The following is a 26,509-nucleotide window of genomic DNA, read 5'->3' as shown; positions in this document are numbered from 1 at the left end:
CCTACTGAGAGCCTCTGCCTATTATTTTTTATGGCGGTACATAGGCGTGAGATAGGGAAGGGAAGTCAGGCGGATGTTATAGATAAAATCAATGACTCTTGTTGATATCACTTGGCATATCAGGGCTTGAAACACGATGCCCCAGTCAATAATTGAAGCGGTCACCATAAAAATGATGCAATTCATGATGAGCAGGATCGTTCCTGGATTGCCTCCCCGATAAATGGAAATCATCAGGGCAAGGGCTCCGAATCCTCCGTTTGAAATTTTATATTTGTATAAAAGTCCGATACCGAGTCCCAATAACACAGCGCCGCTTGCCAGATCAATCCATAAGTTTGATGTGATATCCGGAACAATCGCATCAAAGATCAATACCGAGACAGAGGTGACGGTAATCGAGGCGAGGGTGCCGGTGAATGTTCTCATCTCCAACCATTTTAAAGCGGTAAAAAGCATCGACACATTCACGGCCCATACTGAAAAGCCATGGGGAATCTGAAACAGATAATGCAATAGCACCGCAATACCTGCTGCCCCGCCTGTCGGAATATCATGCGGAAATAAAAACAAGGACATGCCGAGTCCCTGTAGTACGCCGCCTACGACAATCATAAACGTGAGTTTTGCTTTCATCAGCAGTTCAGCCATTACGTCAATTGCTCCTTTATGAAAAGACTTGTCCGCTGTTTCCATTTTATGAGGCTGTCCAAGATTTATGTCTGCAAAAAAGGAAATGGCCCAGCTTAATAGGCTGAGCCATCCCACTTATAGCGGCTGATGATGTCCATATTGATGTCTAAGCCAATGCCTTTGCCTTTCGGAATGTGGACCATTCCTTTTGAAGGCTGAAGGCTGATGAGATCTGTAAAAGGATTCTCCATGACGTCCCACTCAATCGGTTCAATTTGGTCACTTTTCATTTTAGACCATGGGGCCAGGCAGGCCTGCGCAAATAAAGCATATAGGCGTGAAAGCGATCCATCATAGGCATGTGCAGATGCTCTGACGCCGAAATAACGCGCGAGCTGGAGGCAGTCCCGGAACTCATCGATCCCGTTGACATGCATGACATCAGGCTGAATCATATCCAAGCACCGCTGTGAAAGAAGGGAGGCAAATTGAGCCGCTCCTTTCATGTTTTCTCCCCCGGCAACTGGAACAGATAAACGGCTGCGGAGCAGCGCGTAATCCTGCGGCTGATCAAAGGGCAAAGGCTCCTCAAACCAGCCAATGTTCATCCACTCTGAAATATAAGGTTCCCATTTGAAAGCGGCCGCGGCGTCGTAGCTTTGGTTTGCGTCCAGAATCATCGTCATGGAGCTGCCGGCCGTATGCTGCAGGGCGTTAATGTGCCGAAGATCTTCCTCAAATGCAGTCCCGCCAATTTTGACTTTGATTTGCTTAAAGCCTTTTTTTAACTGCTGCTCTACATGGGAAACAGAACGGCTGATCCATTGCGGGTGATCTGAATACGATTGAAAAGAGGCGTACACAGGGATCTCTTCTCTGTACCGCCCGCCCCATAGTTCGCAAACCGAACAATCCGCAGCTTTGGCCGCAATCTCTGTCAGCGCCATGCTCACGGCGGAGGCCGCGCGCTGATGCCATTTCTGAATCGTGCGCACTAATGGCAGGCGGCTGCCGGCCTGTTTTCCTAAAAGATAAGGAATGATCCGTTTGGTAAAACCGACATGGAGAGTCGGGAGCCAATCAACGCACTCTCCCCAGCCGTCAATCCCGCTTTCTGTGACAATTCTGATGAGATAGCAAGTTCGATACTGTTTGAATCCGTTTGCGTCTCCGTACGGCTCTTTCAATCGATGCAAAAGCGGAAAGGTCTCAACCCGTTCGATTTTCAAACTGATACTACCTTTCCTCAGCAGGCTGAAGTCGATTGCCAGCCTTTTTAGAATCTTCTTTTTCCTTTGTGTCTTCTTTGTTTTGATTCACATGGATGAGCAACATCACGAGAATGCCGACAACAAGCGTCAATCCCGCAATGCTTAAAAACATGCCGGGTCTGGACCATTGCATGAGGCGGCCGAAAATGGGAGGCCCGATGGCAACCCCCAAGAAGCGAACCGATCCGTACAGCGAGGTCACAAATCCCCGTCTTTCTTTACCGACAGCCCCGGTAATAAAGCTGTTCACACAAGGAAGGACAAGGCCGGACCCTATACTGCTTAACACGAGAACGCTGATAAAGAACACAAGATTTTCAATGAAAGACAATGACGCGTAAGAAACCGTCATAAAAGCCAATCCAAGGACGATCAGCTTTTTCATCAGCGATTGCTTTTTTCCGATTTTGCTTCCGGTTATATAGGACGTCACACACATGACCAAAAGCGGAATCGCCAAAATCAAGCCTTTTTTGACGCCGTCGGTATCGTACGTTTTTTCAAGGACATCAGATAGGTAAAAAAGGATCCCGAACAAGGTAAACAAACAAGTCGCACCGGCTAAATAAGCGGTAAATAGCCATCTGCCTTCATGTTTAAAAACACTTAACAGGCCTTTCGCGTATTTTCCGATCGGGGGCGGTTCTTTTTCCTTTTTCTTTTCTTTAATAAAAACCCAAGTCAGCACGATCGAAATGATGCAAAACACAGGGAAGGCAAAAAACGCGCCATACCAGACAAGCAGGGCGATAAGGGAGCCAATGATTGGCGAAAGCACTTTCCCCATGCCGTTTGAAGCTTCAACGAGGCCGAGCACCTTGCTTTCCTGGGCGCCTTTAAACAGATCCCCCGTCAGCGCCATGGCAATCGGGCCGGTTCCGGCTGCCCCGATTCCTTGAAGCGCCCGTCCTGCCATGACCCAAGGGTAGGCATTGTCAAAAAAACCTGCGGCAAATCCGGCTAACAAGCCGCCGGCACCATACAGAAATAAGCAGGGAATAATGATGATTTTCCTTGAGAACCGGTCTGCGAGATAACCGACAATCGGAATGGCGAACGCCGCAATCAAGGAAAATACTGTGATCACGAGACTGACTTGAAATTGTGATAAATGAAGTTCAGATTTCATTTTTGGCAAAATCGGAATTAGCATTGAGTTTCCAAGTGTTAATATTAAAGGAATTGAACCAATTGCAACAATCGTCATTCCGTTATTTTGTTTTGATGATTCCATCTCAGAGCACACTCCTTTTCTTCTGCTTAGAATGTCCCTGATAGCTTCGTTTATTCAACGTTTAGACAGCAAAAAACCGAACAGAAACTGCCTGTTCGGGAAAAAAGAGGGTTAACCGAGCGCCTGTGAAATCAACGCATATAAATGTCCATTCTGGTCAGGTAGCATCTTTTCCTGGTAAAGCATAAGCGGTGCCTCTGCGTCTCCTTGAAATCCCATTTTTATCAGCCTGTTATGAAACGATGTGTGTTCTGCTGGTAAATCGATGCGCATCGGACCTTGTTTGCCGGCGGCCAGCCTGTTGAGTAGTCGTTCAGCAATGTCCGATGATGGCGCAATGACGGGTCCGAATTTCAAGTTGGCAGGTGTCTGTACAGATAGGCCGTAGCCAATCAGATGCCCCTCGTTGTTTCTGGCGATGATACATTCCTCTGAAGCGGAAATAAGCTGTTGCAGAAGGTTTGACCGATCTCCCCCAAAAGCCGCCAGGTCGGCAGCGGCTAATGCTTGAAAGTCTTGTTCTCGAAAGGAGGTCAGTTCAGCATCAAGGTAATCTCGCTTTTCAATCGGTTGAAACCTGTGACAGCTGTACTTTCGGACTGACCCCGCCGTATGAAAACCTGCTTTTTCATAAAGAGGCAAACCTTCTGTTGTGGAGCAAAGCCTGATGGATGTGCTTTCATCCGTTTGGCTGATGCACGCGTTTACCATCCGCCGCCCGAGACCGAGCCGTTTGTATTCCTTATCCACGATGACGAGTCCAATTGAAGCAAGACGGCCAAACAAAAACAAGCCGATGCAGGAAATGAGGTCTCCGCGGTCATTTTGATAACCGAAAAAGCGTCCTTGTTGGACAAGCATTTTCAGTTCTTGTTCGCCATAATCCGGCCACCCGGCTTGCCTGCAAAGCCGCAATAGACCGGGGGTATGTTTTTCGTGAAGCTCAATCAGCTCATCTGCTATCTTCATACAGGTCACCTGCTTCTTCCGAGTGTTTTGTACATCACAACATGTGTGCCAATGCCGGGAAGGAAGCTCAAACGGTTCCCAGCCAAGCTTTGCGTAGCAGCCTTAGACAAGTTGTCTTGCATTGTGCCATACTGACTGCACGCCTTTGTCTGCCGGTTTTTGCAGGGTGTCGTATGTATCTTCCGCGAAAATGGTTTTGACTAGAGCATGATGTTTCTCCTCAAAAATGGCTTTTTTATATCGTAACACGAATGCGGTAAAAATAGACCGCCTGATTGGTTCAGGCGGTCTCTAGTATTAATGCAAATAGATATTTTGGCGCTGCTCATCCTTTTGCTGGATATACGATGTGAGCTCAGCGGTCAAGTCAGATCTGAGAAAAGGCGTGATCAAATAGATGCCGTTAAACAGCTCGCATGCCGTATCCAACAGGGAGCGTGCAATCGCAAGGCCTTCCGCTTTTTGTTTCTCTTTATCCTCGCCGGCGAGAGCCATTTTTTCGCGAATAGAGTCAGACAGCTTAATGCCTGGGATTTCATTGTGGATGAATTCAGCGTTCCGGCTGCTTGTGAGCGGCATAATGCCGATATAGATCGGCGTCTTCAGATGCTTTGTTTCGTTATGGATGTCGACGAGCTGCTGCTCGGAATAGACAGGCTGTGAAACAAAATAATCGGCGCCGCAATCTATTTTTTTCTCAAGCCGTTTTACCGCTTTATCCAGATGGCGCACGTTAGGATTAAATGCGGCGGCGACTGAGAAATTCGTTTTCTTGCCAAGCGGTTTTCCAGACAGGGACAGCCCTTCGTTGAATTGTTTGATCAGCCTGATTAAATCAAAGGATGTTAAATCATACACAGACGTCGCTCCCGGAAAATCCCCGATTTTAGAAGGGTCGCCTGTAATGGCCAGCACGTCATTCAGCCCTAACGTATCAAGGCCCATTAAATGTGACTGCAAGCCGATAATGTTTCGGTCACGGCATGTAATATGGACAAGGGAGCGCATATCGAGCTGCTGCTTCACAAGAGCGCCGCAGGCAACATTGCTGATTCGCGGAGTAGCCAGAGAATTGTCGGCGAGCGTCAGGGCGTTGATTCCTGCTTCTTTCAATTCAGCAGCGGCGGACAAAAACGTATCAAAGCTCAATTTTTTCGGCGGGTCCAGCTCTACGATGATGGAGCGTTTTTCAACTGCGATCTCATTCAAACCGGGCTCTGTCCGCTCATGCTGAACAGAAATACATTCTTTAGCAGGGACTTTGACTTCTTTTTCAGTAATGGGGGCAAGCCCGCCAACCGCTTCCGCCATCGCCTGAATGTGATTTGGCGTGGTGCCGCAGCAGCCGCCGATAATCCGCGCGCCTTGCTTGCGGAATTCTAAGGCGCTGTTTTGAAAATATGTGTCGTCTGTTTCATAGACGAGCCGTCCCTCTTCCAGCGAAGGAAGACTGCTGTTCGGATAAACGGATAAAAACACATCATCAAAAATCGGCACTTCGCTTAGCGCTTCAATCATGTGATAAGGGCCGAGCCGGCAGTTAATGCCGACGATATCAGCCCCGAGATCCGCGATTGACCGCAATGCTTCAGAAAGCGGTGTCCCGTCCTGCAGTACACCTTGCTCGTGCATGGAGACGTTAAGCATAATTGGAAGGGCGGTCTCTTTGCGTGCGATTTTCAGCACTTCACGGGCTTCTTCTAAATCATAATACGTCTCCAACAGCAAGCCGTCCGGTTGTTCATGCAGGAGCAGGTACAGCTGCTCGCGAAAGCTGCGTTTGATTTCGTCAAGGCTGTACGCGTTTTTATTAAATGTGCGGATGCCGCCCATTGTCCCCAAAACGTACGCATCGCCTGCTGAAGCCCGCGCAATCTTCACTGCCTCCTGATTCATTTTTTTAATGTCACCCTCAAGCCCGTGCCTGGATAATTTAATATAATTGGCTCCGTACGTATTTGTTTGAATGATATTGGCTCCAGCCTCAACGTACGCTTTATGTATGCGCTGAATTTCCTCCGGCTTTGAAATGTTGAGTTCCTCAAAGCACCTGTCAATGCCGTAGGAGTAGAGGAGCGTCCCCATGGCGCCGTCACCGATTAACACCTGTTTTTGCAAATCTTCTAAAAGTCCCATTGTCTGCCTCCTTTATTCACATTCAGCAAGGAAAAAAAGAGAAATAAAAAAAGTCCTCTTAAGAAGAAGACTTTGTCAGTGATTTTGTCTCTTCTTATCTTCCAAGCTGTTCGAGCTTGCTGGATTTAGCACCTTGGTCATGGCTGAACGCCATTACACCGGTTGCTGAAGCTTCGTCGGGCCAGTCCCTCTGCTTCTCTTGATAAGAACGGATATGAAGTTTTCGTATAAGGAAATGCCAAAAGCTGCGGGGCTTTTTCCCTTTCTCCAAATTTACCGAAAATAAAGACAATAATCAATAGGATTCAGAAAATTTATCTGAAATTTATAAATTGAACGTCAATTGGCAAATCTGCGCCTCTCACTGCTGTGATAATCTGCTGCAGATCATCCTTGTTTTTACCGGTTACACGAACTTGATCATCCTGCACTTGTGACTTTACTTTCAATCCGGAGTTTTTGATGATCGCATTAACTTTTTTGGCATTATCCTTGTCAATGCCTTGAACAAGTTTGGCGCGCTGGCGCACCGTTCCGCCTGACGCGCTTTCAATCTTGCCGTAATCAATGTTTTTTGTCGGCACGTTTCGCTTAATCAATTTACTGACCAGCACGTCTTTCAGCTGGCTTAATTTAAATTCGTCATCAGAAACGAGGACAAGCTCCTCTTTATCTAAAGTAATATCGCTTTTGCTGCCTTTAAAGTCATAGCGTGTGCTGATTTCCTTGAGTGCGATTTGGATCGCGTTTTGCACTTCAGGCAACTCGACCTTGGATACAATATCAAATGAACTTTCTTTTGCCATATGAAAACCTCCATAACATTTAACTTATGTGTTGATTATAGTAGAATAAAGAGAAACTTCCAACAGAACAAAGAATCAATTTGTGATGATTGGAAAAAATGTTAACAGAATCCGCGGAAAACAAGCGGAACAGGAAGGACGATAGCATGAGACCAGGGCAGCAACTAACCTTGAGTATAGATCACCAAACCGACTTCGGTTACTTTTTGACCGATGGAGAAGACACGATTCTCTTACATAACAGTGAAATAACTGAGGATATCGAGGACAGAGACGAAGTAGAGGTCTTTATATACGTCGACCAGCAGGAAAGACTTGCGGCCACGATGAAAATTCCGTCCATCAGCGCGGACGAGTACGGCTGGGTCGAAGTGGTGGATAAAGTGGAAGATATGGGCGTTTTCGTTGATGTCGGCTTATCCAAGGATGCGCTTGTCGCAACTGAGCATTTGCCGCCATACGAGGATGTCTGGCCGCAAAAAGGCGACAAGCTCTACTGTATGCTGAAGGTGACGAACCGGGGGCGCATGTTTGCGAAACCAGCGCCGGAAGATATCATCAGCGAACTCTTTACTGACGCCTCAGAAGACCTGATGAATAAAGAGCTGACAGGTACGGTGTACAGATTGATCGCAACGGGTTCATTCATCATTACGGACGACGGCATCCGCGGTTTTATCCATCCGTCAGAAAGAAAAGAGGAGCCAAGACTCGGCTCAAGAATCACGGGACGGGTGATTCAAGTAAAAGAAGACGGTTCAGTCAACATGTCGCTGCTTCCGAGAAAACAGGATGCGTTGTCTATAGATGCCGAGTACATTCTGACGTATATGAGAACAAGAAACGGCGCTATGCCGTATAGCGACAAAAGCGAGCCTGACGATATTAGAGAACGTTTTAACATGAGCAAAGCCGCTTTTAAACGCGCGCTCGGCCATTTAATGAAAAATGGAAAAGTGTATCAGGAAAATGGATGGACATACGAGAAAAAATAGAAGGCCTCGCGCCTTCTATTTTTTATATAAGGACTTCACAAATAAAATGCTGTTACGTATCATTACGGGAGACAGAGTGTTTTGTCAGTGAAAAGACAGGGGGGAGAGTTCATGGAAGTTCGGATCGATTTTTTATTGATCTTGATTGCGGGGCTTTTCTTTTGGATTGCTTATATGGCAGGAATAAAAAAGCAAACATGGATACTGTCCGGTTTCGGCGAGTCCCGGATACGTGACAAAGACCGTCTGGCTAGAATTGCGGGATACTTTTTTCTGAATTCAGGGATATTTATTCTGTTAAACGGGTTTATTTCGTTTCAAGGACAAGACCAGCTGATTCCGCCTATGATTTTGGCATATGGAGCGGGAGTCATCATGTATGTAAAGAAAACATTGATATAAAACCTCCAGACTGCACCAAAGGGACTGACCCCATAAGATGAGACAAATAAAAACACCTTCAAGTTTGAATACGGATGATTGTTATCCGAAATTAGACTTGGAGGTGTTTTTTCTATGGGGACAAGAGTGAGTTATCCGCTTGAAGTGAAACAGAAGGCTGTAGAAATGAGATTGGCAGGCGTACCTATGAAAGAGATCATGCAGGAGTTGAATATCAAAAATAATACGCAGATTAAGACATGGGTCAGATGGTATAAGGCTGGTGATACACACCGATTTGAACAACCTGTTGGTAAGCAATACACTTATGGAAAAGGTCCGGAGTATTCTTCCGAATTAGAGAAACTGCAGGCAGAGAATCGTTACCTGAGACAACAGAATGAAGTTTTAAAAAAGTACAACGAATTGGAAAGGAAGTTGATAGTAAAACGTCAGTCGAACTTGTAGAAATATTGCACAGCACAATGACCGTGCAGGATATCTGTATTCATTTAGGTATCTCTCGGGCGTCTTATTATCGTTGGAAGAAGAATCTGATGAAGGATCATCCCAAACGCCATTTGGAAAAACAAATCGGCACGTTGTGCCGAGAGCACAAGTATCGATATGGATATCGAAAAATCACAGCCATATTAAAAAAGGGAATGTGTATTAACCATAAAACGGTTCAGCGTATTATGCAGAAAAATCAGTGGCAGTGCCGGGTTAAGGTGAAAAAGCGCAAGAAGAATGGGCAGCCATATGCCGTGGTCGATAATATATTAGATCGGAACTTTCAGTCTGATCATCCTCTTGAAAAACTAGTAACGGACATCACGTATTTGCCTTATGGACAGAAGCAATTGTACCTTTCCAGTATATTGGATGTATACAATGGAGAAGTGATTGCTTTTACGATTGGAGATAAGCAGGACACAGACTTTGTCTTACACACACTTGATCAACTGCCAACACTGCCTGAGAACTGCGTGTTACATAGTGACCAAGGATCTGTGTATACATCTTACGAGTATCAGAAAGCTGTTAAAACAAAAGGCATTACCATGAGCATGTCCCGCAAAGGGACGCCCGCTGATAATGCCTCCATCGAATCGTTTCATTCCTCACTAAAGTCTGAAACGTTCTATCTTAACAGCATTGATCGAACCACGACCGCCATCGTAGAACGCACTGTCAAAGAATACATTTATTATTATAACAACATTCGTATTCAAACGAAACTAAACAACCAATCACCGATAAACTATCGGCAATTGGCTGTTTAATGGTGTTTTGATCCCTGTCTTAAAAACGGGGGTCAGTCCCCAAATACTGGAGGTTTTTGTTTGTTCATTTTCTTGAAAAGAATATCGCCAATGTGCCGGGGCCGGCGTGCGACCCGATCGCAGAGCCGATTGAATGGATGATGATCTCTTTCGGCTTGAACTCATCCTCAATTAAGTGTTTCATGCTAATGGCTTTATCTTCATCCGCGGCGTAGCTGATTCCGACGGTTTGATTGCCCCAATCATCACCGCGCTCTTTCATTATTTCGATGATCCGTTTGAAAAGTTTTTTCTGTCCGCGGATTTTTTCCAGAGGCACAAGCTTGCTGTCCTCCATCTGAAGCAGCGGTTTAATATTGAGCAGGCCGCCGACAAAAGCAGATGTTTTGGAGATGCGGCCGCCTCGTGCAAGATAGGTCAGATCATCAACGGTAAATATGTGCTCAATCTGTTCACAAAAGTTCTTTACAGACGTTTCGATTTCTTGTATTGTATTCCCGTTGATACAGAGATCGGCGGCATGCCGGACGGCCAGACCGTATCCTAATGAAGCGCATTTGGAATCGATGACCCGCAAATCGAAATCGGGGAATTCCTCCTTCACTTCATTGGCCATCATCACAGCTGTCTGATACGTGCCGGAAAGGCCTGAGGAAAAGGCAATGTAAAGAGCGGGCTCACCTGTTTTGGCATATTGCAAAAATACATTTTTAATCGTTTGCGGTGAAGCTTGGGACGTCTTAGGCGTTTCTCCATTTTGCATCGCTTCAAATATTTGATCCGCATCAATCGTGACTGCATCCTCGAATTCTTTATCGCCGAGAGAAACCCTGAGCGGAATAAAGCCAATGCCGTTTTCTTCAAAGTAAGAACGGGGCAGATCGGCGGCGCTGTCAGCGATGAGATGAACTGTCATATTGCTTCCCTTCTTTCTGTTATCGCTCGTTATCATAAGAGTTAAGCCAACTATATCATATTAATTTGCCAAAATCGTGTTCAAATATTTGTTTTAAGGGAAAACATATTAAAGAAGATAGAGCGGAGGAACATGCCATGGTACTAGATCAAACAAAAAAATTACTCGTCGTCATCATCGGCGCTTTACTTAATGCGGCCGGGCTGAACTTATTTTTAATTCCCGCAGATGTATATGCCAGCGGATTTACGGGAGTCGCCCAGCTTTTATCAAGCGTCATTGTTCAATACGCCCCCTTTTACATATCGACGGGAACGCTCTTGTTCCTCTTAAACATTCCGGTCGGTATTCTAGGATGGATGAAGGTCGGCAAATCGTTTACGGTGTACAGTATTTTAAGTGTCGGGCTGACTACATTGTTTATGGGAATCCTGCCGGAAACAAGCCTGTCACATGACATTTTGCTGAACGCGGTGTTTGGCGGTGTCATTTCTGCGGTCGGTATCGGCTTAACATTAAAATACGGCGCTTCGACAGGCGGGCTCGATATCGTCGCCATGGTGCTTGCAAAGTGGAAGGATAAACCCATCGGCACGTATTTCTTCATTCTAAACGGGATTATCATCTTGACGGCAGGATTATTGCAAGGTTGGGAGAAAGCATTATATACCCTGGTTACGCTGTATGTGACAACAAGGGTGATCGATGCCATTCACACGCGCCACATGAAGCTCACGGCGATGATCGTGACGAAAAAAGCGGACGAAATCAAGGAAGCCATTTACGGAAAAATGGTGCGCGGCATTACCACTGTTCCGGCCAAAGGAGCCTTTACGAATGAACAGAAAGAGATGATGATTATCGTCATCACAAGGTATGAACTGTACGATTTAGAGAAGATCGTCAAAGAAGTCGATCCGAAAGCATTTACAAACATTGTGCAAACAACTGGGATTTTTGGCTTCTTTAGAAAAGACTGACGAAAGCAGGTGGAAGTCGTGAAACGGCTGCTTGTGATGCTCCTGCCCGTACTGCTTTTGATAGGCTGCGGAAAGGATGAGCAGACAGAACCCGATAAGGAGGTATCAGGCGGAATGGAGAATCAAGAGGTTGTTTTATCTGTTGACGTAATTCAGGAGCCTGAACAAATCAAGTTTAACATGTCGCTGAAGAACCAAAGTGAACGTGCGATCGAGTTTCAATTTAGCACAGGGCAAAAATTTGAACTTGTCGTGTATGATTCTGAGCGCAAAGAAAGATACCGTTATTCGAAAGACAAAATGTTTACGCAGGCTTTTCAAAACTTGACACTTGAACCTGGAGAAACGTACGATTTCTCTGATGTATGGAAGGAAGTCCCTGAGCCTGGAACCTATGAGGTGAAGGTGACATTTAAGGGCAGAGCGGAAAATCTCAAGCAGATTCAGGCTGTTCAGCAGTTTGAAGTGAAATAAAAGGGCTATGGCGAATCAATCGCCATAGCCTTTTTTTATTGGAGTTTGTCCAGCTGATCCTGAAACTGATGGAGCTGGCGACGTTCTGCATCTGTCGAGTTGGCGTACGCAGAAGACACAGCATTTTTGGCTCTCAGAATCGCTTGATCCTGATCGCCTTCCTCAAAGCCGTTTGTCACCATGACAGCCTGTTGAACAAATGATTTTGCCTGCTGAAACAGTTCATTTCTCATTAATATTCATACTGCCTTTCAGCCGAGTCTCGTGCCGCGGCATGCTGGTGAGCTTCTTCTAAAGTAGACCGATATGGAAATCTTGCGGCGTGTTGCCCGATGGAGTCTTTACCCTGGTGAATAAACCTTCTGGATTTGCTTCGTTTACCCATTTTGAGACTGCCCCCTTCCATACTTTGACGAGATGAGTCGTCTACAATAGTATGGTGGGGCAAAGTCAGGTTTATAAGTGGCAAAAATTAATACGGGCATGCCTTTACAGTGAGAAATATTCTTTCAAGAATTTTGCCACGCCGTCCTCTTCATTTGCAGCCGTAGTTCGGTTGGCCACCTGCTTGACCGCGTCAATTCCATTTCCCATCGCAACGCCGCAGCCGGCGAATTCAAGCATTTCCAAATCGTTATCCTCATCCCCGAAAGCAATGATCCGCTCCCTTGGCACGTTGTAATAATCGCTTATTTTCTGAAGGCCGACCGCTTTATTCATTCCGCTTTTAATAATTTCTATCACATGCCACGGCGCGGCCCATCTTCTGTGATCGATCACCTCGGCGTGTACATCCGATAAATAGGAGCGTATGGACGGCACATCTTCTTCTTTTGCATGAATGAGCACAGATGTAACATCCTCACCGAGATTTTCCCGCAAGTCTCCGACTGTCACATTTGTTGTATTCATGTTAAAAGCATCAATCAAGTGCTCGTCATGGTAATGAAAATACACGTCGTCAATGACTTCAGCAAGCACATTATGTACGTTGTATCTCTCGCTGATATCCACCAGCTGCATGACAACATCAAGCGGCAGCGAGGTATGGTACCGTCCCCAGCTGTCGTCCTGCGGATGGTGGACAAATGCTCCGTTAAAATTGACAATCGGCGTTGTCAGCTCCATCTGCTGGTAGTACATGGAACTTGAACGGTATGGCCGGCCTGTCGAGATGCAGACATGATGCCCGTCATCTTTTAGGCGCTGTATCGTCCGAAGGGTGTTTTCGGATATGGTTTTATCATCCTTTAATAACGTTCCATCTAAGTCTAATGCGATTAAATAGGGTTTTGTCTCCATGAAAAGCTCCTTTAATCTTAGAATTTGCTTGTTTTGCCTTACTTACAGTGTAGCTTTTTACCATCTTTATTGTCTACATGTTACACTTATGATTATGGTTATCCTAAGGAGGGACACATTTTGATCCAAATTGAAAATCAAACCGTTTCCGGTATTCCGTTTTTACATATTGTAAAGGAAGAGAACAGGCACCGCGCTGTTCCTCTCGTGATCTTTATCCACGGTTTTACGAGCGCGAAAGAACACAATCTTCATATTGCTTATCTGCTGGCGGAGAAGGGCTTCAGAGCCATTCTGCCGGAGGCTCTGCACCATGGCGAACGAGGTGGGCAAATGGCTGTTGAAGAGCTGGCCGGCCATTTTTGGGACATTGTCCTCAACGAGATTGAAGAGATCGGCGCACTCAAAACCCACTTTGAAAGTGAGGGCCTGATAGACAGCGGCCGCATTGGGCTAGCCGGCACGTCAATGGGCGGCATCACAACGCTTGGCGCACTGACTGCTTACGATTGGATAAAAGCCGGCGTCAGCCTGATGGGGAGCCCGAATTACGTGGAACTGTTTCAGCAGCAGATTGACCATATTCAAACTCAGGGCATTGATATCGAGGTGCCGGAAGAAAAGGTAGAAGAGCTGACGAAGCGTCTCGAAATGCGGGATCTCAGCCTTCAGCCGGAGAAATTGCGCCAGCGCCCGCTACTATTTTGGCACGGCGCAAAAGATAAAGTCGTGCCTTACGCGCCGACCCGAAAATTTTATGAGACGATTAAATCGCATTACAGCGAACAGCCGGAACGCCTCCAATTTATCGGAGATGAACACGCCGACCATAAAGTCCCGCGAACAGCTGTGTTACAAACGATTGAATGGTTTGATACGCACTTATAAAGCACAATGGTGTGAAGAAGGGCCGGATTTACGTTATACTGTAGAAAAAGGAGTGAGGGAACGTGGAAGAAGCATTAAAAGAAAACATCATGGGCGCCCTGGAACAGGTTGTTGATCCTGAACTTGGCGTTGATATCGTGAACCTTGGTTTGGTATATGATGTTGATATGGATGACGACGGCTTAACGCACGTGACGATGACACTGACATCAATGGGGTGCCCTTTAGCGCCGATTATTGTGGATGAAGTGAAAAAAGCGTTAGCGGACATTCCAGAAGTAAAAGAGACGGAGGTTCACATTGTGTGGAATCCGCCTTGGACAAGAGATAAAATGTCCAGATACGCGAAAATCGCGCTTGGCATTCAATAAAACAAACAAAAGAGGACAGCCTTACTGTGAGGCTGTCCTTTTTTACAGCTGAAAGGAGTGAAAGAAAATGATGTATCTGCTGGCTGTCCTGTGCCCGCCGCTCGCCGTTTTGTTGACGGGAAAACCGTTTCAGGCATTGCTGAACCTCATATTGACCTGTATCTTTTGGCTGCCGGGCGCGATTCACGCCTGCTTTGTCGTGGCTGACCGCCGCGCTGAAAAACGGGCAAGGAGATAATATGGAAAAATGAGGGCGTGAGATATGGTATAATGGCCATAAAAATAGCAGGGAGAGCGCTATGAAAAAGAAATTGCTTGCATTCGCGCTTTGTACAGGCGCGTATGCGGCCCTGTTTGCCTACTCTGTGCACTCAGAGCAAAAAACAGACACAAACGAGATGACGGATGTCAGCCGGCTGATGCCTGTGAAAATTAAGCAGACAGTGAAAGGGCAGGAAGAGGAAACGCTCATTGACACGATCAAAGAGGCCAATCGAAAAAACATAAAGATTTCAATCGCCGGGACCCAGCACTCCATGGGGGGCCATACATATTATGAGGACGGCATCGTTCTCGACATGACAGGCTACAACAAAATCCTATCACTTGATCAAGAGAAAAAAACCATCAGAGTCCAAAGCGGCGCGACGTGGAATGACATCCAGAAATATGTGAATCCATACGGACTTGCGGTAAAGGTCATGCAGTCACAAAATATTTTCACCATTGGAGGATCTCTCAGCGCCAATGCCCACGGACGTGATATCTGCTACGGCTCGCTGATTGATACTGTCAAATCATTTCGGCTTTTAAAAGCGGACGGAACGATCGTCACCGTCACCCCAAAAGATGATTTGTTTACAGCAGTCATCGGAGGGTACGGTCTTTTTGGCGTAATTCTTGATGTAACGCTTGAGCTGACGGATGATGAGCTGTATGTCATGAAGACGGAAAAAATGAATGACAGTGAATACGCAGACTATTTTACAAAGCACGTAAAAGGAAATCCGGATGTCCGAATGCATCTGGCGCGAATTTCAACAGCGAAAAAAGGTTTTCTGGAAGACATGTATGTTACGAATTATGAAGTGGCAGATGATCAGGATCAGCTGTCATCATACAGCGATCTTAAAGAAGACGAGTATACCGGGGCCACAAGTTTGCACTCGGCTTGTCAAGACGGTATGAATGGGGCAGAAATTGGCTGTGGAACACGCAGAAATCCTATTTTCTGAGCCAAAACGGCACAAAGATCACACGCAATAATGTCATGCGGTCCGAATCAGCATTTCTCGAATATGAAAACAATGACAACACAGATGTTTTGCAGGAATACTTTGTGCCGGTGAAGGAGTATGCGTCCTATATTGACGACCTGAGACAAACGCTGTCTGACGAGGATTTAAACCTTGTGAACATTACGATCCGCTACGTGCAGAAAAATGAAAAAGCCGACCTTTCCTATGGAAAGGATGATATGTTTTCGCTCGTGCTTTTAATCAACGAGGGGTTTTCAAAAGAAGCCCAGGCAGACACCGCCCGGATCATCAGGCGCATGACAGACGTTGCCATCATGCACGGCGGCAGCTATTATTTGCCGTATATGACCTACCAGACAAAAGCGCAAATGAGGCAGGCGTATCCGAAAAGCGAAGCGTTTTTTCAGAAAAAACGAACGTATGACCCGGATGAACGCTTTATGAATTATTTTTATCAGAGGTATAAATAATGGGGAAAAACAAATTAAAATGGCTCACATTTTCACAGAGCAGCGTCTTTTTCGCGAGCAGCTTGATCTTTCCGTTTTATATTCTGTTTGTGAAAAACATCGGCTCAAGCTACACGCAGTTCGGTTTTTCCTACGGATTGTTCGGGCTAAGCGGGGCGCTCATTTATCCGCTCCTCGGACGGCTGTCTGGAAGGCTCGACAGCCGTTATTTTCTGCTGACGAATTCTTGGGGCATGGCCGTCCTGCTTTTGTATGTCCCGCATATTGGGAGCGTTGTTCAAGTGTACATCGTCCAAGTGCTGTTAGGGGTCTTTGGAGCGATGCAAAAGCACGGAGAAAAAGTGCTGATCGCCGATCTTACAGACAGCGGAGAGCGGGGAAGAAAGATTGGGAATTACCACTTTTGGACGGCGATCTTTTCAGCCGCAGCCATTATGCTCGGCGGATTTCTCGCCGACTTTTTTACGGTGCAAATGATTTTTTATGCAAGCTCTATTGTCTATTTTGTGAGCGGATTGATGATGATGAAAACAGGCTGACGCGGTCAGCCTGTTTTTTATGCGCTTGAAAAAAGCGACAGGTCAGTGTTTTTTGATGCAACAACGTTATTTGCTTTGAGCGGATTTTTCAGTGAACAGAAAATGTATAAGTGAATAAAAATATTAAATATACGATTGAATTAATTTTTATTCATGCTATAATGTTAAATAATTTCACAAAGACCAAGAAGGTGAACTTGTTTTGAAAATAGGAATTGTAGGCGCTACAGGTTATGGAGGCACTGAACTTGTCAGGATCCTTTCACATCATCCTCATGCAGAGGAATGTATACTTTATTCATCCAGCGGTGAAGGAAATGTCTATAGCGAGGTGTATCCTCATCTTGCCGGCTTAGCCGATCAGAAGCTGAAGCCAATTGATCTGAAGACGATCAAACACGAAATAGATCTCATGTTTCTTGCCGCGCCGCCCGGGGTATCAAGTGAATTGACTCCGCAGCTGGCAGACGCGGGAATTCCGGTGATTGATCTGTCAGGTGATCTGAGGATACAAGAGCCCACTGAATATGAAAAGTGGTATAAACGGAATTCAGCACCAAAGGAAGTGATTCATGAGGCCGTATACGGTCTTGCAGAACTGAATCAAAAGCAAATTCAACAGGCGAAACTCATTGCCAATCCGGGTTGTTTTCCAACTGCGGTGTTGCTTGGCCTCGCGCCATTGGCCCAACAGAAACTGCTTCATGAATCGTTCGTTATCGTTGACGCGAAGACCGGTGTTTCCGGAGCGGGACGAAAAGCATCCATGGGAACTCATTTTTCTGAGCTGAACGACAATTTTAAAATTTATAAAGTCAATGAACATCAGCACACGCCGGAAATTGAACAGGCGCTGCAAGAATGGCAGCCGGGGCTCGGGCCTATTACTTTTTCGGCTCACTTGGTGCCGATGACAAGGGGCATCATGGCGACGATGTACACACAATTAACCTCTGATCGTTCAGCAGATGACTTGCATCAATTATATTCGGAATTTTACCAAGATTCATATTTTGTGAGAGTAAGGCCAAAAGGGCAGTATCCGCAAACGAAGGAAGTGTACGGCAGCAATTTCTGTGATATCGCCGTTGCGCTTGACGAGAGAACGAACAGAGTCACGATCGTCTCGGTAATCGATAATTTAATGAAAGGTGCCGCCGGTCAGGCTGTGCAAAACTTTAATGTGATGAATGGCTGGAATGAAGAGACTGGGCTCACCATGACGCCAATTTATCCATAGAACGGGAGAGAATCGAACCATGATTCAGTTAAGTGAAGATCAAATTATAAAAGTAACAGGTGATGTATCCTCGCCAAAAGGTTTTCAGGCAAAGGGCGTGCATTGCGGGCTGCGCTACTCAAAAAAAGACCTCGGCGTCATTATCAGCAAGACACCAGCCGTAAGTGCGGCGGTTTATACCCAAAGCCACTTTCAGGCCGCTCCGATCAAAGTCACACAAGACAGCTTAAAGCATGGATCAGCATTGAAAGCCGTCATCGTCAACAGCGCCATTGCCAATGCCTGCACGGGAGAACAGGGCATAAAGGACGCATACACAATGCGGGAGAGCCTTGCTGCACAGCTTGATATTGAGCCGGAACTTGTCGCCGTTTCATCAACAGGCGTCATCGGCGAGTATTTAGACATGGAAAAAATTCAGGCAGGCATCAAACGGCTGACACAAACACCTGCGGGATCGGGAGATTTTGAAGAAGCGATCTTAACAACCGATACGGTGATTAAGCAGACGTGCTATGAGCTGACAATCGGCGGTCAAACAGTCACGATCGGCGGAGCGGCGAAAGGTTCGGGAATGATTCACCCGAACATGGCCACGATGCTGGGGTTTGTCACAACAGATGCAGCCATCGAAGAAAAAACGCTGCAAAAAGCGCTTCGCGATATCACTGACGTTTCATTTAACCAAATCACAGTTGATGGTGAAACATCCACGAACGACATGGTATTGGTCATGGCAAACGGCTGCGCGAAAAATAAATGCCTGACAGAAGATCATCCAGATTGGCCGGTCTTTAAAAAAGCGCTCTTGCTCACTTGCGAGGATTTGGCAAAAGAGATTGCCAGAGACGGAGAAGGCGCGACAAAGCTAATCGAAGCCCAAGTGCAGGGAGCGAAAAATAATCTTGACGCAAACGTGATTGCCAAAAAAATTGTCGGCTCAAGTCTCGTGAAAACAGCGGTCTATGGAACAGATGCCAACTGGGGGCGCATCATCGGAGCCATCGGGCACAGCGCAGCTCAGGTAACGGCAGAAGAAGTAGAAGTTTATCTCGGAGGCCAATGCCTGTTTAAGCACAATAAACCTCAGCCATTCTCTGAATCTCTCGCTAAGGAGTACCTTGAAGGAGATGAAATCGCCATTATCATCAAGATGCATGAAGGTGACGGGAAAGGAAGAGCGTGGGGCTGTGACCTAACCTATGACTATATCAAAATTAACGCGAGTTATCGCACGTAATAAAGGGGAGCATGATGAAGAAAACAATCGTTTTTAAATGCGGGGGAAGTGTCATCCGAGAGCTGTCGGAGGAATTTTTTCATAACCTGAAAGAACTGATGGCGTCAGGATGGAAATTGGCGATCGTTCACGGCGGCGGCCCGGAAATCACAAATATGCTGAAACGGTTAAACATCAAAACAGAGTTTTCAGGAGGACAGCGGAAAACGACGAAGCCGGTGCTCGAAGTGGCGGAAATGGTTTTATCCGGCTCGGTGAATAAATTTTTTGTTGCGGAGCTTGCCAAACACGGACTGCGTGCAGCGGGCATCTCTGGTAAGGACGGCGGCCTTTTGGAGGCTGATTATCTCGATCCGGAAGCATACGGGGAAGTCGGAGAAATCAAAAAGGTCGATGCATCCATGGTGAACGCGCTGATGGAAAAGAGCATTATTCCTGTTATCGCGCCGTTGTCTATGACGAGTGACTGCAAGACGCTGAATGTGAATGCCGATCTGGCTGCTTCAGCAGTCGCCGGAGCGCTCGAAGCTGATAAGCTGATGTTCGTCACAGATGTCGATGGGATCATGAAAGAAAAACAGCGTCTCGACGTTCTGACCCCTGAAGAAGTTCATACGCTGATCAAACAGGAAGTGATCACTGGGGGGATGATTCCGAAGGTCAATTCAGCTTTGTCGGCTTTGTCAGATCAGGTTTCTGAAGTCATGATCGTAAACGGAAAAGGATCATTTTTCACAGAACAAACCTTTCAAGGAACAAAAATCGTTAAAGCAAAGGAGGCTGTTTCATGAGCAGCTTGTTTCAAACCTACGGCCGCTGGGATATTGACATAAAAAAAGCAAAGGGAACGTACGTTGAGGATCATAACGGCAAAACCTACCTCGATTTCATTCAGGGAATTGCGGTATCTAATCTAGGCCACTGCCATGAAACGGTTACAGAAGCAGTTAAAAATCAGCTTGACAGCGTATGGCACGTATCCAACCTGTTTCAAAACAGTCTCCAAGAGCAAGCGGCACAAAAGCTGGCGGCGCACAGTGCGGGAGATCTCGTCTTTTTCTGCAATAGCGGCGCGGAAGCCAATGAAGGCGCGATCAAGCTCGCCCGAAAAGCAACTGGAAAAACGAAAATCATCACGTTCCTTCAATCGTTCCACGGCCGCACGTATGCGGGGATGGCCGCGACCGGACAGGATAAAATCAAAACAGGCTTCGGCCCGATGCTGGAAGGTTTTCATTGTCTGCCATACAACGATTCTTCCGCGTTTGAAGCTCTTAGGGAAGAAGACGGCATTGCCGCGGTGATGCTTGAGACAGTGCAGGGAGAAGGCGGAGTCAATCCGGCAAGCGCTGAATTTTTAACAGCCGTTCAATCGTTTTGCAAAGAAAAGCAAGCTCTTCTGATCGTTGATGAAATCCAGACCGGGATCGGACGGACGGGAAAGGGCTTCGCATACGAGCACTTCGGACTCTCACCGGACATCATCACAGTCGCAAAAGGATTGGGGAACGGCTTTCCGGTTGGCGCTGTCATCGGCAAGAAACAACTGGGAGAAGCATTTACCCCTGGTTCTCACGGAACAACTTTCGGAGGAAATATGCTGGCGATGGCTGCTGTGAATGCCACATTGCAAATTGTATTCCAGCCTGACTTTCTGCAAGAGGCTGCTGACAAAGGGACGTTTTTAAAAGAACAGCTCGAGGCTGGGCTAAAGAGCCCGTTTGTCAAACAAATTCGCGGTAAAGGGTTAATGCTTGGAATTGAGTGTGATGGGCCGGTTGCCGACATCATTACTGAATTGCAGACATTAGGTTTGCTTGTATTGCCGGCCGGACCGAACGTCATTCGGCTGCTGCCGCCGCTGACCGTGACAAAGGATGAAATGACAGAAGCCGTCAGTAAGCTGAAACAGGCGATCGCTCATTATTCCGCTGTAAACCAGTGATTTTTTTTCGGTAAAATAGCATAAAAATTCATTTTTATAATTAATTATTCATCAAGAGGTGGGCTGTGAGATGGAAGGTTATTTAGTGTTAGAAGATGGAACAGCGTTCAGCGGCGAGCTGGACAGTCATGAAAGCTGCACGGGAGAAGCGGTCTTTTTTACAGGGATGACGGGCTACCAAGAAGTGTTGACAGATCCATCGTACAAAGGGCAGATTATCGTATTTACCTACCCGCTGATTGGCAACTACGGCATTAATGAAAAGGACTTTGAAAGCAAAAAACCGCAAGTGAAAGCCGCGGTGGTCTACGAGGCGTGCAATCACTTTTCTCATCATGAAGCCGTATACAGCCTCAAGGAGTATTTGCAAAAATGGAACATTCCGCTGTTGACCCATGTTGACACGAGGGCTGTCGTGAAAAAAATCCGGACAAACGGAACAATGGGGGCAACTGTCACAGCCTCTAAAGAAGCAGCTGAGATTGCCCTTCAGCCTGAAAACGTGGCAGAACAGGCATCCGCACAGGAAATCAGCACATTTGGCGACGGACATAAACATATCGCCCTCATTGATTTCGGCTATAAAAAGTCCATCGCGTCATCACTCGTCAAACGAGGCTGCAAGGTCACCGTGGTGCCGTATCAGCAAATGGAAGCTGTACACGACATCAAGCCGGACGGCATTGTGTTATCGAACGGACCTGGAGACCCGAAAGCCATTCAGCCGTATTTAGGAAAGATCAAAAGCATCGTTTGCCATTATCCGACTCTCGGCATTTGTCTCGGCCATCAGCTGATCGCGCTCGCGTTCGGAGGAAATACATTCAAGCTGCCGTTCGGACACAGGGGAGCAAATCATCCGGTCATCGACCGTGAAACGAAGCGCGTCTTCATGACAAGCCAGAATCACAGCTATGTGGTTGATGAACAGTCCATTAATCAAGAAGAGCTCACGATCAGGTTTCATCATGTCAATGATACGTCAGTTGAAGGGCTTTCCCACAAAAAACTGCCTGTCATGAGTGTTCAATTCCACCCGGAAGCCCATCCCGGACCGGCGGAAAGTGAATGGATTTTTGATGATTATGTAAAGAATGTGATACCAGCAAGGAGAGAAATCGCCCATGCCTAAAGACACCAGTATTTCAAGCATATTAGTAATCGGCTCAGGCCCGATCATCATCGGCCAGGCGGCAGAATTTGATTATTCAGGCACTCAAGGATGCATCGCGCTGAAGGAGGAAGGCTATCGGGTAATCCTCGTCAACAACAATCCGGCGACCATTATGACCGATGAAGCCTTCGCTGATGATATTTATTTTGAGCCGCTGACAGCAGAAAGCCTGACTGCCATCATTCAGAAAGAACAGCCTGATGGGCTTCTAGCTAATTTAGGCGGGCAGACCGCTTTGAATTTAGCGGTGGAGCTTGAAGAAACGGGTGTTTTAAAAGAGCACGGCGTCAAGCTTCTCGGCACATCTGTTGAGACGATACAAAAAGGAGAGGATCGGGAAAAATTCCGATCGTTAATGAACGAATTGAACCAGCCTGTGCCGGAGAGTGAAATTGTCGATAACGAGGCCGACGCCCTCCGTTTTGCGGAATCGATCGGGTTTCCCGTCATTATCCGACCTGCTTACACATTAGGCGGCAAGGGCGGAGGCATCGCTCCTGATAAAGAAGCTTTTACTGGCATGATTAAGCAGGCGCTATTAGCTAGCCCGATCAACCAATGCCTTGTGGAAAAAAGCATTGCCGGCTTTAAAGAAATCGAATATGAAGTGATGCGTGACAGCCATAACACATGCATTACCGTCTGCAATATGGAGAACATCGATCCGGTCGGTGTGCATACAGGTGACTCTATCGTTGTGGCGCCGTCACAAACATTGACGGATGAAGACTATCAAATGCTGCGGACGGCAAGTCTGACGATCATTTCAGCACTTGATGTCGTAGGCGGATGCAACATTCAATTCGCGCTTGATCCATTCAGCAAGCAATATTACGTCATTGAAGTCAATCCGCGGGTAAGCCGGTCATCGGCTCTCGCCTCTAAAGCAACCGGTTATCCAATTGCGAAGATGGCTGCGAAACTGGCCGTAGGATACACCCTTGATGAGCTGAAAAATCCGCTCACAGGCTCGACTTACGCTAGCTTTGAACCGGCGCTGGACTATGTGATCGTCAAATTTCCGCGCTGGCCGTTTGATAAATTCAAAAACGCAGACCGCAAGCTTGGCACAAAAATGAAAGCCACCGGTGAAGTGATGGCGATTGAACGGAATTTAGAAGCGGCGATACAAAAGGCAGCCGCGTCCCTTGAACTGAAAAATGCCGGCACACACCTTCCAGAGCTCAGCGGCTTATCGATTGAAGCGCTATGGGAGTTGGCAGTCACTCCGGACGACCGCAGATTTTTCGTTGTCATGGAGCTATTGAGCCGCAGGGTGCCGATGGATGACATTCATGCGAAAACAAAAATTGATCCGTTTTTCCTTCATACTTTTGACAATATCATCAAACTGGAAAACCGCATGACGGAAGCGGGCAGCGATCTTTCTTTTGAATTATTGAAAAAAGCAAAGGAAAAGGGATTTTCAGACGAAACGATTGCCTCTCTGATTGGCCAAACAGAAGAAGAAGTGCGCGCACTTCGCAAGGAGATGGGCATTACACCGTCCTTCAAAATCGTCGATACATGCGCGGCAGAGTTTGATGCGAAAACAAACTACTTTTACTCCACATATTTCGGAGAGACCGATGGGGACATCAGCCGCAAAGAGAAAAAACGCGCGCTGATTATTGGTTCAGGCCCAATTCGGATCGGCCAAGGCGTTGAATTTGATTACAGTGCCGTCCATGGCGTGCTGACACTGCAAGAGCTTGGGTTTGAAACAATCATGATGAACAATAACCCGGAAACGGTCAGCACCGATTATGAAATTGCGGACCGCCTGTATTTTGAACCAATGACAACGGAGCATATCTTAAACGTGGCAGAGCGGGAAAACATTGATTTTGCAATCGTACAATTTGGCGGCCAAACCGCGATCAATGCTGCTGAAGCGCTCGAAAAAGCAGGCATTACCCTTCTCGGCACCTCATTTAAAACGCTTGACGTGTTAGAGGATCGGGATCAATTCTATCAGCTTCTAGATGAGCTTGGCTTGAACCACGCGAAGGGAGAAATCGCTTATACAAAAGAAGAAGCCGTTGAAAAGGCAAATGAAATCGGCTATCCGGTGCTGATCCGCCCATCTTACGTCATCGGCGGAATGGGCATGATTATTGTTCACTCGCAAGCTCAGCTTTCTCAGCTGCTGAACGGTGAGGATAGCATGCCGTACCCGATTTTAATTGATCAGTATGTGTCAGGAAAAGAAGTCGAAATTGATTTGATTTCCGACGGTGAAGATGTCTTTATCCCGACATATACCGAGCATATTGAACGGGCAGGTGTCCATTCGGGAGACAGCTTTGCCATCCTTCCCGGACCGTCCATCACAAGCGGGCTAAAGCAGGGCATAAAAGATGCCGCGCAAAAAATTGTCCGTAAGCTTTCTTTTAAAGGCATCATGAACATTCAATTTGTGATCGACAATGGAAACATTCTCGTTCTTGAAGTGAACCCGAGAGCGAGCCGCACGGTTCCCGTTGTCAGCAAAGTAATGGGCGTTCCGATGATCCCGCTTGCCACACGCCTGCTGGCGGGAGCGTCTTTAAAAGATGTAAACACGGCAGTTCAGAATCATCATGGGGTTGCCGTGAAGTTCCCGGTCTTTTCATCCCATGCGATTCAGGATGTGGATGTCAAGCTTGGGCCGGAAATGAAATCAACAGGAGAAGGCATGTGTGTTGCATACAATGCCGACAGCGCCTTGAAAAAAATCTATACACATGTATGGAAGCAAAAAGGAAGCATTTATTTGCAAAACGGGCCGGAAGATATCAAAAAGTTAGCTGAAAAAGCCGGATTTACGGTTCATGAAGGGACATTTGCCTCATGGATGGAGCAGGAAAGAAAAGCGCTCCACATTAATCTGAGCGGCTCTGAAGAAGCGCGTAAAGAACGTTTAGAAGCCATGACGCATGGCATTACGATCTTTACAGAAGAAGAAACTGTGCGGGCGTTTTTACAAAGCGGTTCAGGCCATGCGCAGCCTGTATCTCTCAAAGATCTCTATAAAAAGGAAGTGGCATCATGCACACAGTGACGGAAACCAGTTTATACGGAAAAGATTTATTAACGTTACAGGATCTTAGTGAACAGGGTATAAACGCCCTGCTCACAGAAGCCGGTGAACTGAAGCAAAACAAAATCCAGCCTATTTTCCAAGGCAAAACCTTGGCGATGATTTTTGAAAAATCATCAACACGGACTCGCGTTTCATTCGAAGCCGGCATGGCGCAGCTGGGCGGGAGCGCTCTTTTCTTAAATCAGAAAGATCTGCAGCTGGGGCGCGGTGAAACTGTCGCTGATACGGCAAAAGTGCTGTCAGGCTATGTGGATGCCATCATGATCCGGACTTTTGAGCATGAAAAGGTGGAGGAGCTTGCCAAAGAAGCCGACATTCCGGTCATCAACGGACTTACGGATAAATACCATCCATGCCAAGCGCTGGCGGATCTGTTGACGATAAAGGAAATAAAAGGGGAGCTTAAAGGCGTGAAAGTCGCGTACATCGGGGACGGAAATAACGTGGCGCATTCATTAATGATCGGCTGCGCGAAAATGGGCTGTGATATCTCGATCGCTTCGCCAAAAGGATACGAAGTGTTAGATGAAGCGGTGGAAGCGGCGAAAGCATCTGCGCGTCAGTCGGGCGCTTCTATCACGCTTACGGCGGACCCGGTTGAAGCTGTAAAAGGCGCGGACGTGATTTATTCTGATGTGTTTACAAGCATGGGGCAGGAAGCGGAAGAACAAGAGCGTCTCACTGTATTTGCCCCTTATCAGGTGAATGCGGCGCTTGTCAGCCATGCCAAGCCTGATTATACATTTTTACACTGCCTCCCTGCGCACCGTGAAGAGGAAGTGACAGCGGAGATTATTGACGGGCCGAATTCGGCGGTATTCCAACAGGCGGAAAACCGTCTCCATGTGCAAAAAGCATTGCTGAAGGCCGTTTTATACAAAGAGGAATCATCAAAAAACTGCTGAGCCAGGGGAC

Annotated in this window: 26 protein-coding genes, 1 pseudogene and 1 riboswitch; of the genes and pseudogenes, 17 read left to right on the top strand and 10 right to left on the bottom strand. The window is 46.7% G+C overall.

The features are described 5' to 3' along the window. Window positions 1-21: 21 nt before the first annotated feature. From BV11031_RS12640 to BV11031_RS12610, 6 genes are all read right to left on the bottom strand, one after another. A complete protein-coding gene (locus BV11031_RS12640; RefSeq protein ID WP_026014477.1) occupies window positions 22-651 on the bottom strand; it encodes a YitT family protein in 630 nt (209 codons plus the stop codon). Window positions 652-746: 95 nt separating this feature from the next. Further along, on the bottom strand, window positions 747-1,862 hold the full coding sequence (locus BV11031_RS12635; protein WP_010329334.1) for a mandelate racemase/muconate lactonizing enzyme family protein: 1,116 nt from the start codon (window positions 1,860-1,862) through the stop codon (window positions 747-749). Window positions 1,863-1,869: 7 nt separating this feature from the next. Then, on the bottom strand, window positions 1,870-3,138 hold the full coding sequence (locus BV11031_RS12630) for an MFS transporter (protein ID WP_010329335.1): 1,269 nt from the start codon (window positions 3,136-3,138) through the stop codon (window positions 1,870-1,872). A 111-nt stretch (window positions 3,139-3,249) separates the two neighbouring features. Beyond that, complete coding sequence (locus tag BV11031_RS12625) at window positions 3,250-4,107, bottom strand: GNAT family N-acetyltransferase (protein ID WP_010329336.1); 858 nt, start codon at window positions 4,105-4,107, stop codon at window positions 3,250-3,252. 297 nt (window positions 4,108-4,404) lie between these two features. Further along, a complete protein-coding gene (locus tag BV11031_RS12615; protein ID WP_010329337.1) occupies window positions 4,405-6,243 on the bottom strand; it encodes a bifunctional homocysteine S-methyltransferase/methylenetetrahydrofolate reductase in 1,839 nt (612 codons plus the stop codon). Window positions 6,244-6,334: 91 nt separating this feature from the next. Next, a riboswitch (SAM riboswitch) is annotated at window positions 6,335-6,452 on the bottom strand. Between the two features lie 105 nt (window positions 6,453-6,557). Continuing rightward, entirely contained in the window at window positions 6,558-7,049 is a 492-nt protein-coding gene (locus tag BV11031_RS12610; RefSeq protein ID WP_010329338.1) for a YajQ family cyclic di-GMP-binding protein, read from the bottom strand. Window positions 7,050-7,147: 98 nt separating this feature from the next. Between BV11031_RS12610 and BV11031_RS12605 the strand changes: the two genes are divergently transcribed. The 3 genes from BV11031_RS12605 (at window position 7,148) to BV11031_RS12595 (ending at window position 9,711) form a co-directional block, all read left to right on the top strand. Continuing rightward, complete coding sequence (locus BV11031_RS12605; RefSeq protein ID WP_082246333.1) at window positions 7,148-8,044, top strand: CvfB family protein; 897 nt, start codon at window positions 7,148-7,150, stop codon at window positions 8,042-8,044. Window positions 8,045-8,155: 111 nt separating this feature from the next. Then, the gene (locus BV11031_RS12600; RefSeq protein ID WP_010329340.1) at window positions 8,156-8,446 is read left to right on the top strand and encodes a DUF3784 domain-containing protein; all 291 of its coding nucleotides are present in this window, start codon (window positions 8,156-8,158) and stop codon (window positions 8,444-8,446) included. 114 nt (window positions 8,447-8,560) lie between these two features. Beyond that, a protein-coding gene (locus tag BV11031_RS12595) for an IS3 family transposase (protein ID WP_128568211.1) occupies window positions 8,561-9,711 on the top strand; the annotation gives its coding sequence in 2 pieces (ribosomal slippage) (window positions 8,561-8,834 and window positions 8,834-9,711; 1,152 coding nt in all). Window positions 9,712-9,775: 64 nt separating this feature from the next. On the opposite strand, the gene BV11031_RS12590 is transcribed toward BV11031_RS12595, so the two are convergent. Continuing rightward, window positions 9,776-10,627: a DegV family protein gene (locus tag BV11031_RS12590; protein ID WP_010329343.1), complete on the bottom strand. Its 852-nt coding sequence runs from the start codon at window positions 10,625-10,627 to the stop codon at window positions 9,776-9,778. A 137-nt stretch (window positions 10,628-10,764) separates the two neighbouring features. Here BV11031_RS12590 and BV11031_RS12585 point away from each other — a divergent pair, with 137 nt between their 5' ends. Both BV11031_RS12585 and BV11031_RS12580 read left to right on the top strand, forming a co-directional pair. Continuing rightward, entirely contained in the window at window positions 10,765-11,607 is an 843-nt protein-coding gene (locus tag BV11031_RS12585; RefSeq protein WP_010329344.1) for a YitT family protein, read from the top strand. An 18-nt stretch (window positions 11,608-11,625) separates the two neighbouring features. Further along, the gene (locus tag BV11031_RS12580; protein ID WP_010329345.1) at window positions 11,626-12,081 is read left to right on the top strand and encodes a BsuPI-related putative proteinase inhibitor; all 456 of its coding nucleotides are present in this window, start codon (window positions 11,626-11,628) and stop codon (window positions 12,079-12,081) included. Window positions 12,082-12,116: 35 nt separating this feature from the next. Here BV11031_RS12580 and BV11031_RS12575 read toward each other — a convergent pair whose 3' ends face one another. The 3 genes from BV11031_RS12575 to yitU form a co-directional block, all read right to left on the bottom strand. Next, a complete protein-coding gene (locus tag BV11031_RS12575) occupies window positions 12,117-12,314 on the bottom strand; it encodes a DUF3813 domain-containing protein (protein WP_010329346.1) in 198 nt (65 codons plus the stop codon). Beyond that, window positions 12,314-12,466, bottom strand: a complete 153-nt coding sequence (locus BV11031_RS22665; protein WP_010329347.1) for a hypothetical protein — start codon at window positions 12,464-12,466, stop codon at window positions 12,314-12,316. Before BV11031_RS22665 ends, BV11031_RS12575 begins: the two co-directional genes overlap by 1 nt. Before the next feature lie 104 nt (window positions 12,467-12,570). Beyond that, entirely contained in the window at window positions 12,571-13,383 is an 813-nt protein-coding gene (yitU, locus tag BV11031_RS12570; RefSeq protein WP_010329348.1) for a 5-amino-6-(5-phospho-D-ribitylamino)uracil phosphatase YitU, read from the bottom strand. A 120-nt stretch (window positions 13,384-13,503) separates the two neighbouring features. Between yitU and BV11031_RS12565 the strand changes: the two genes are divergently transcribed. From BV11031_RS12565 to argF, 12 genes and pseudogenes are all read left to right on the top strand, one after another. After that, complete coding sequence (locus tag BV11031_RS12565) at window positions 13,504-14,271, top strand: prolyl oligopeptidase family serine peptidase (RefSeq protein ID WP_010329349.1); 768 nt, start codon at window positions 13,504-13,506, stop codon at window positions 14,269-14,271. Between the two features lie 62 nt (window positions 14,272-14,333). Beyond that, window positions 14,334-14,642 (top strand): metal-sulfur cluster assembly factor, encoded by a 309-nt coding sequence (locus tag BV11031_RS12560; protein WP_010329350.1) that lies wholly within the window; start codon window positions 14,334-14,336, stop codon window positions 14,640-14,642. A gap of 67 nt (window positions 14,643-14,709) precedes the next feature. After that, entirely contained in the window at window positions 14,710-14,880 is a 171-nt protein-coding gene (locus BV11031_RS12555; RefSeq protein WP_010329351.1) for a YqaE/Pmp3 family membrane protein, read from the top strand. A 61-nt stretch (window positions 14,881-14,941) separates the two neighbouring features. Next, window positions 14,942-16,371, top strand: a pseudogene (locus BV11031_RS12550) (FAD-binding oxidoreductase). Then, window positions 16,371-16,910, top strand: coding sequence for an MFS transporter (locus tag BV11031_RS12545; RefSeq protein WP_010329352.1), 540 nt, complete (start codon window positions 16,371-16,373; stop codon window positions 16,908-16,910). Before BV11031_RS12550 ends, BV11031_RS12545 begins: the two are co-directional and overlap by 1 nt. Window positions 16,911-17,112: 202 nt before the next feature. Next, window positions 17,113-18,150, top strand: a complete 1,038-nt coding sequence (gene argC / locus BV11031_RS12540) for an N-acetyl-gamma-glutamyl-phosphate reductase (RefSeq protein ID WP_010329353.1) — start codon at window positions 17,113-17,115, stop codon at window positions 18,148-18,150. 19 nt (window positions 18,151-18,169) lie between these two features. Beyond that, a complete protein-coding gene (gene argJ, locus BV11031_RS12535; RefSeq protein WP_129550769.1) occupies window positions 18,170-19,390 on the top strand; it encodes a bifunctional ornithine acetyltransferase/N-acetylglutamate synthase in 1,221 nt (406 codons plus the stop codon). A gap of 14 nt (window positions 19,391-19,404) precedes the next feature. Then, window positions 19,405-20,181, top strand: a complete 777-nt coding sequence (gene argB / locus BV11031_RS12530; protein ID WP_129550768.1) for an acetylglutamate kinase — start codon at window positions 19,405-19,407, stop codon at window positions 20,179-20,181. Continuing rightward, a complete protein-coding gene (locus tag BV11031_RS12525) occupies window positions 20,178-21,335 on the top strand; it encodes an acetylornithine transaminase (protein WP_010329354.1) in 1,158 nt (385 codons plus the stop codon). The genes argB and BV11031_RS12525 overlap by 4 nt, the downstream gene beginning before the upstream one ends. Window positions 21,336-21,405: 70 nt before the next feature. Next, entirely contained in the window at window positions 21,406-22,467 is a 1,062-nt protein-coding gene (locus tag BV11031_RS12520; RefSeq protein ID WP_010329355.1) for a carbamoyl phosphate synthase small subunit, read from the top strand. Beyond that, on the top strand, window positions 22,460-25,552 hold the full coding sequence (locus tag BV11031_RS12515) for a carbamoyl-phosphate synthase (glutamine-hydrolyzing) large subunit (protein ID WP_010329356.1): 3,093 nt from the start codon (window positions 22,460-22,462) through the stop codon (window positions 25,550-25,552). The genes BV11031_RS12520 and BV11031_RS12515 overlap by 8 nt, the downstream gene beginning before the upstream one ends. Beyond that, complete coding sequence (gene argF, locus BV11031_RS12510) at window positions 25,540-26,499, top strand: ornithine carbamoyltransferase (protein WP_010329357.1); 960 nt, start codon at window positions 25,540-25,542, stop codon at window positions 26,497-26,499. The genes BV11031_RS12515 and argF overlap by 13 nt, the downstream gene beginning before the upstream one ends. Window positions 26,500-26,509 lie beyond the last annotated feature (10 nt).

Origin of the sequence: Bacillus vallismortis, assembly GCF_004116955.1 — a bacterium.
GTDB classification, from domain to species: Bacteria; Bacillota; Bacilli; order Bacillales; family Bacillaceae; genus Bacillus; species Bacillus vallismortis.
This window is presented reverse-complemented; position numbering and strand designations above follow the sequence as displayed.

Excerpts from the sequence above, each read along its gene's own strand:
- BV11031_RS12640 (WP_026014477.1), bottom strand. The coding sequence starts at position 651 with ATGGCTGAACTGCTGATGAAAGCAAAACTCACGTTTATGATTGTCGTA.
- BV11031_RS12630 (WP_010329335.1), bottom strand. The coding sequence starts at position 3,138 with ATGGAATCATCAAAACAAAATAACGGAATGACGATTGTTGCAATTGGT.
- BV11031_RS12625 (WP_010329336.1), bottom strand. The coding sequence starts at position 4,107 with ATGAAGATAGCAGATGAGCTGATTGAGCTTCACGAAAAACATACCCCC.
- BV11031_RS12615 (WP_010329337.1), bottom strand. The coding sequence starts at position 6,243 with ATGGGACTTTTAGAAGATTTGCAAAAACAGGTGTTAATCGGTGACGGC.
- BV11031_RS12610 (WP_010329338.1), bottom strand. The coding sequence starts at position 7,049 with ATGGCAAAAGAAAGTTCATTTGATATTGTATCCAAGGTCGAGTTGCCT.
- BV11031_RS12605 (WP_082246333.1), top strand. The coding sequence starts at position 7,148 with ATGTTAACAGAATCCGCGGAAAACAAGCGGAACAGGAAGGACGATAGC.
- BV11031_RS12600 (WP_010329340.1), top strand. The coding sequence starts at position 8,156 with ATGGAAGTTCGGATCGATTTTTTATTGATCTTGATTGCGGGGCTTTTC.
- BV11031_RS12590 (WP_010329343.1), bottom strand. The coding sequence starts at position 10,627 with ATGACAGTTCATCTCATCGCTGACAGCGCCGCCGATCTGCCCCGTTCT.
- BV11031_RS12585 (WP_010329344.1), top strand. The coding sequence starts at position 10,765 with ATGGTACTAGATCAAACAAAAAAATTACTCGTCGTCATCATCGGCGCT.
- BV11031_RS12575 (WP_010329346.1), bottom strand. The coding sequence starts at position 12,314 with ATGAGAAATGAACTGTTTCAGCAGGCAAAATCATTTGTTCAACAGGCT.
- BV11031_RS22665 (WP_010329347.1), bottom strand. The coding sequence starts at position 12,466 with ATGGGTAAACGAAGCAAATCCAGAAGGTTTATTCACCAGGGTAAAGAC.
- yitU (WP_010329348.1), bottom strand. The coding sequence starts at position 13,383 with ATGGAGACAAAACCCTATTTAATCGCATTAGACTTAGATGGAACGTTA.
- BV11031_RS12555 (WP_010329351.1), top strand. The coding sequence starts at position 14,710 with ATGATGTATCTGCTGGCTGTCCTGTGCCCGCCGCTCGCCGTTTTGTTG.
- BV11031_RS12545 (WP_010329352.1), top strand. The coding sequence starts at position 16,371 with ATGGGGAAAAACAAATTAAAATGGCTCACATTTTCACAGAGCAGCGTC.
- argJ (WP_129550769.1), top strand. The coding sequence starts at position 18,170 with ATGATTCAGTTAAGTGAAGATCAAATTATAAAAGTAACAGGTGATGTA.
- argB (WP_129550768.1), top strand. The coding sequence starts at position 19,405 with ATGAAGAAAACAATCGTTTTTAAATGCGGGGGAAGTGTCATCCGAGAG.
- BV11031_RS12525 (WP_010329354.1), top strand. The coding sequence starts at position 20,178 with ATGAGCAGCTTGTTTCAAACCTACGGCCGCTGGGATATTGACATAAAA.
- BV11031_RS12520 (WP_010329355.1), top strand. The coding sequence starts at position 21,406 with ATGGAAGGTTATTTAGTGTTAGAAGATGGAACAGCGTTCAGCGGCGAG.
- BV11031_RS12515 (WP_010329356.1), top strand. The coding sequence starts at position 22,460 with ATGCCTAAAGACACCAGTATTTCAAGCATATTAGTAATCGGCTCAGGC.
- argF (WP_010329357.1), top strand. The coding sequence starts at position 25,540 with ATGCACACAGTGACGGAAACCAGTTTATACGGAAAAGATTTATTAACG.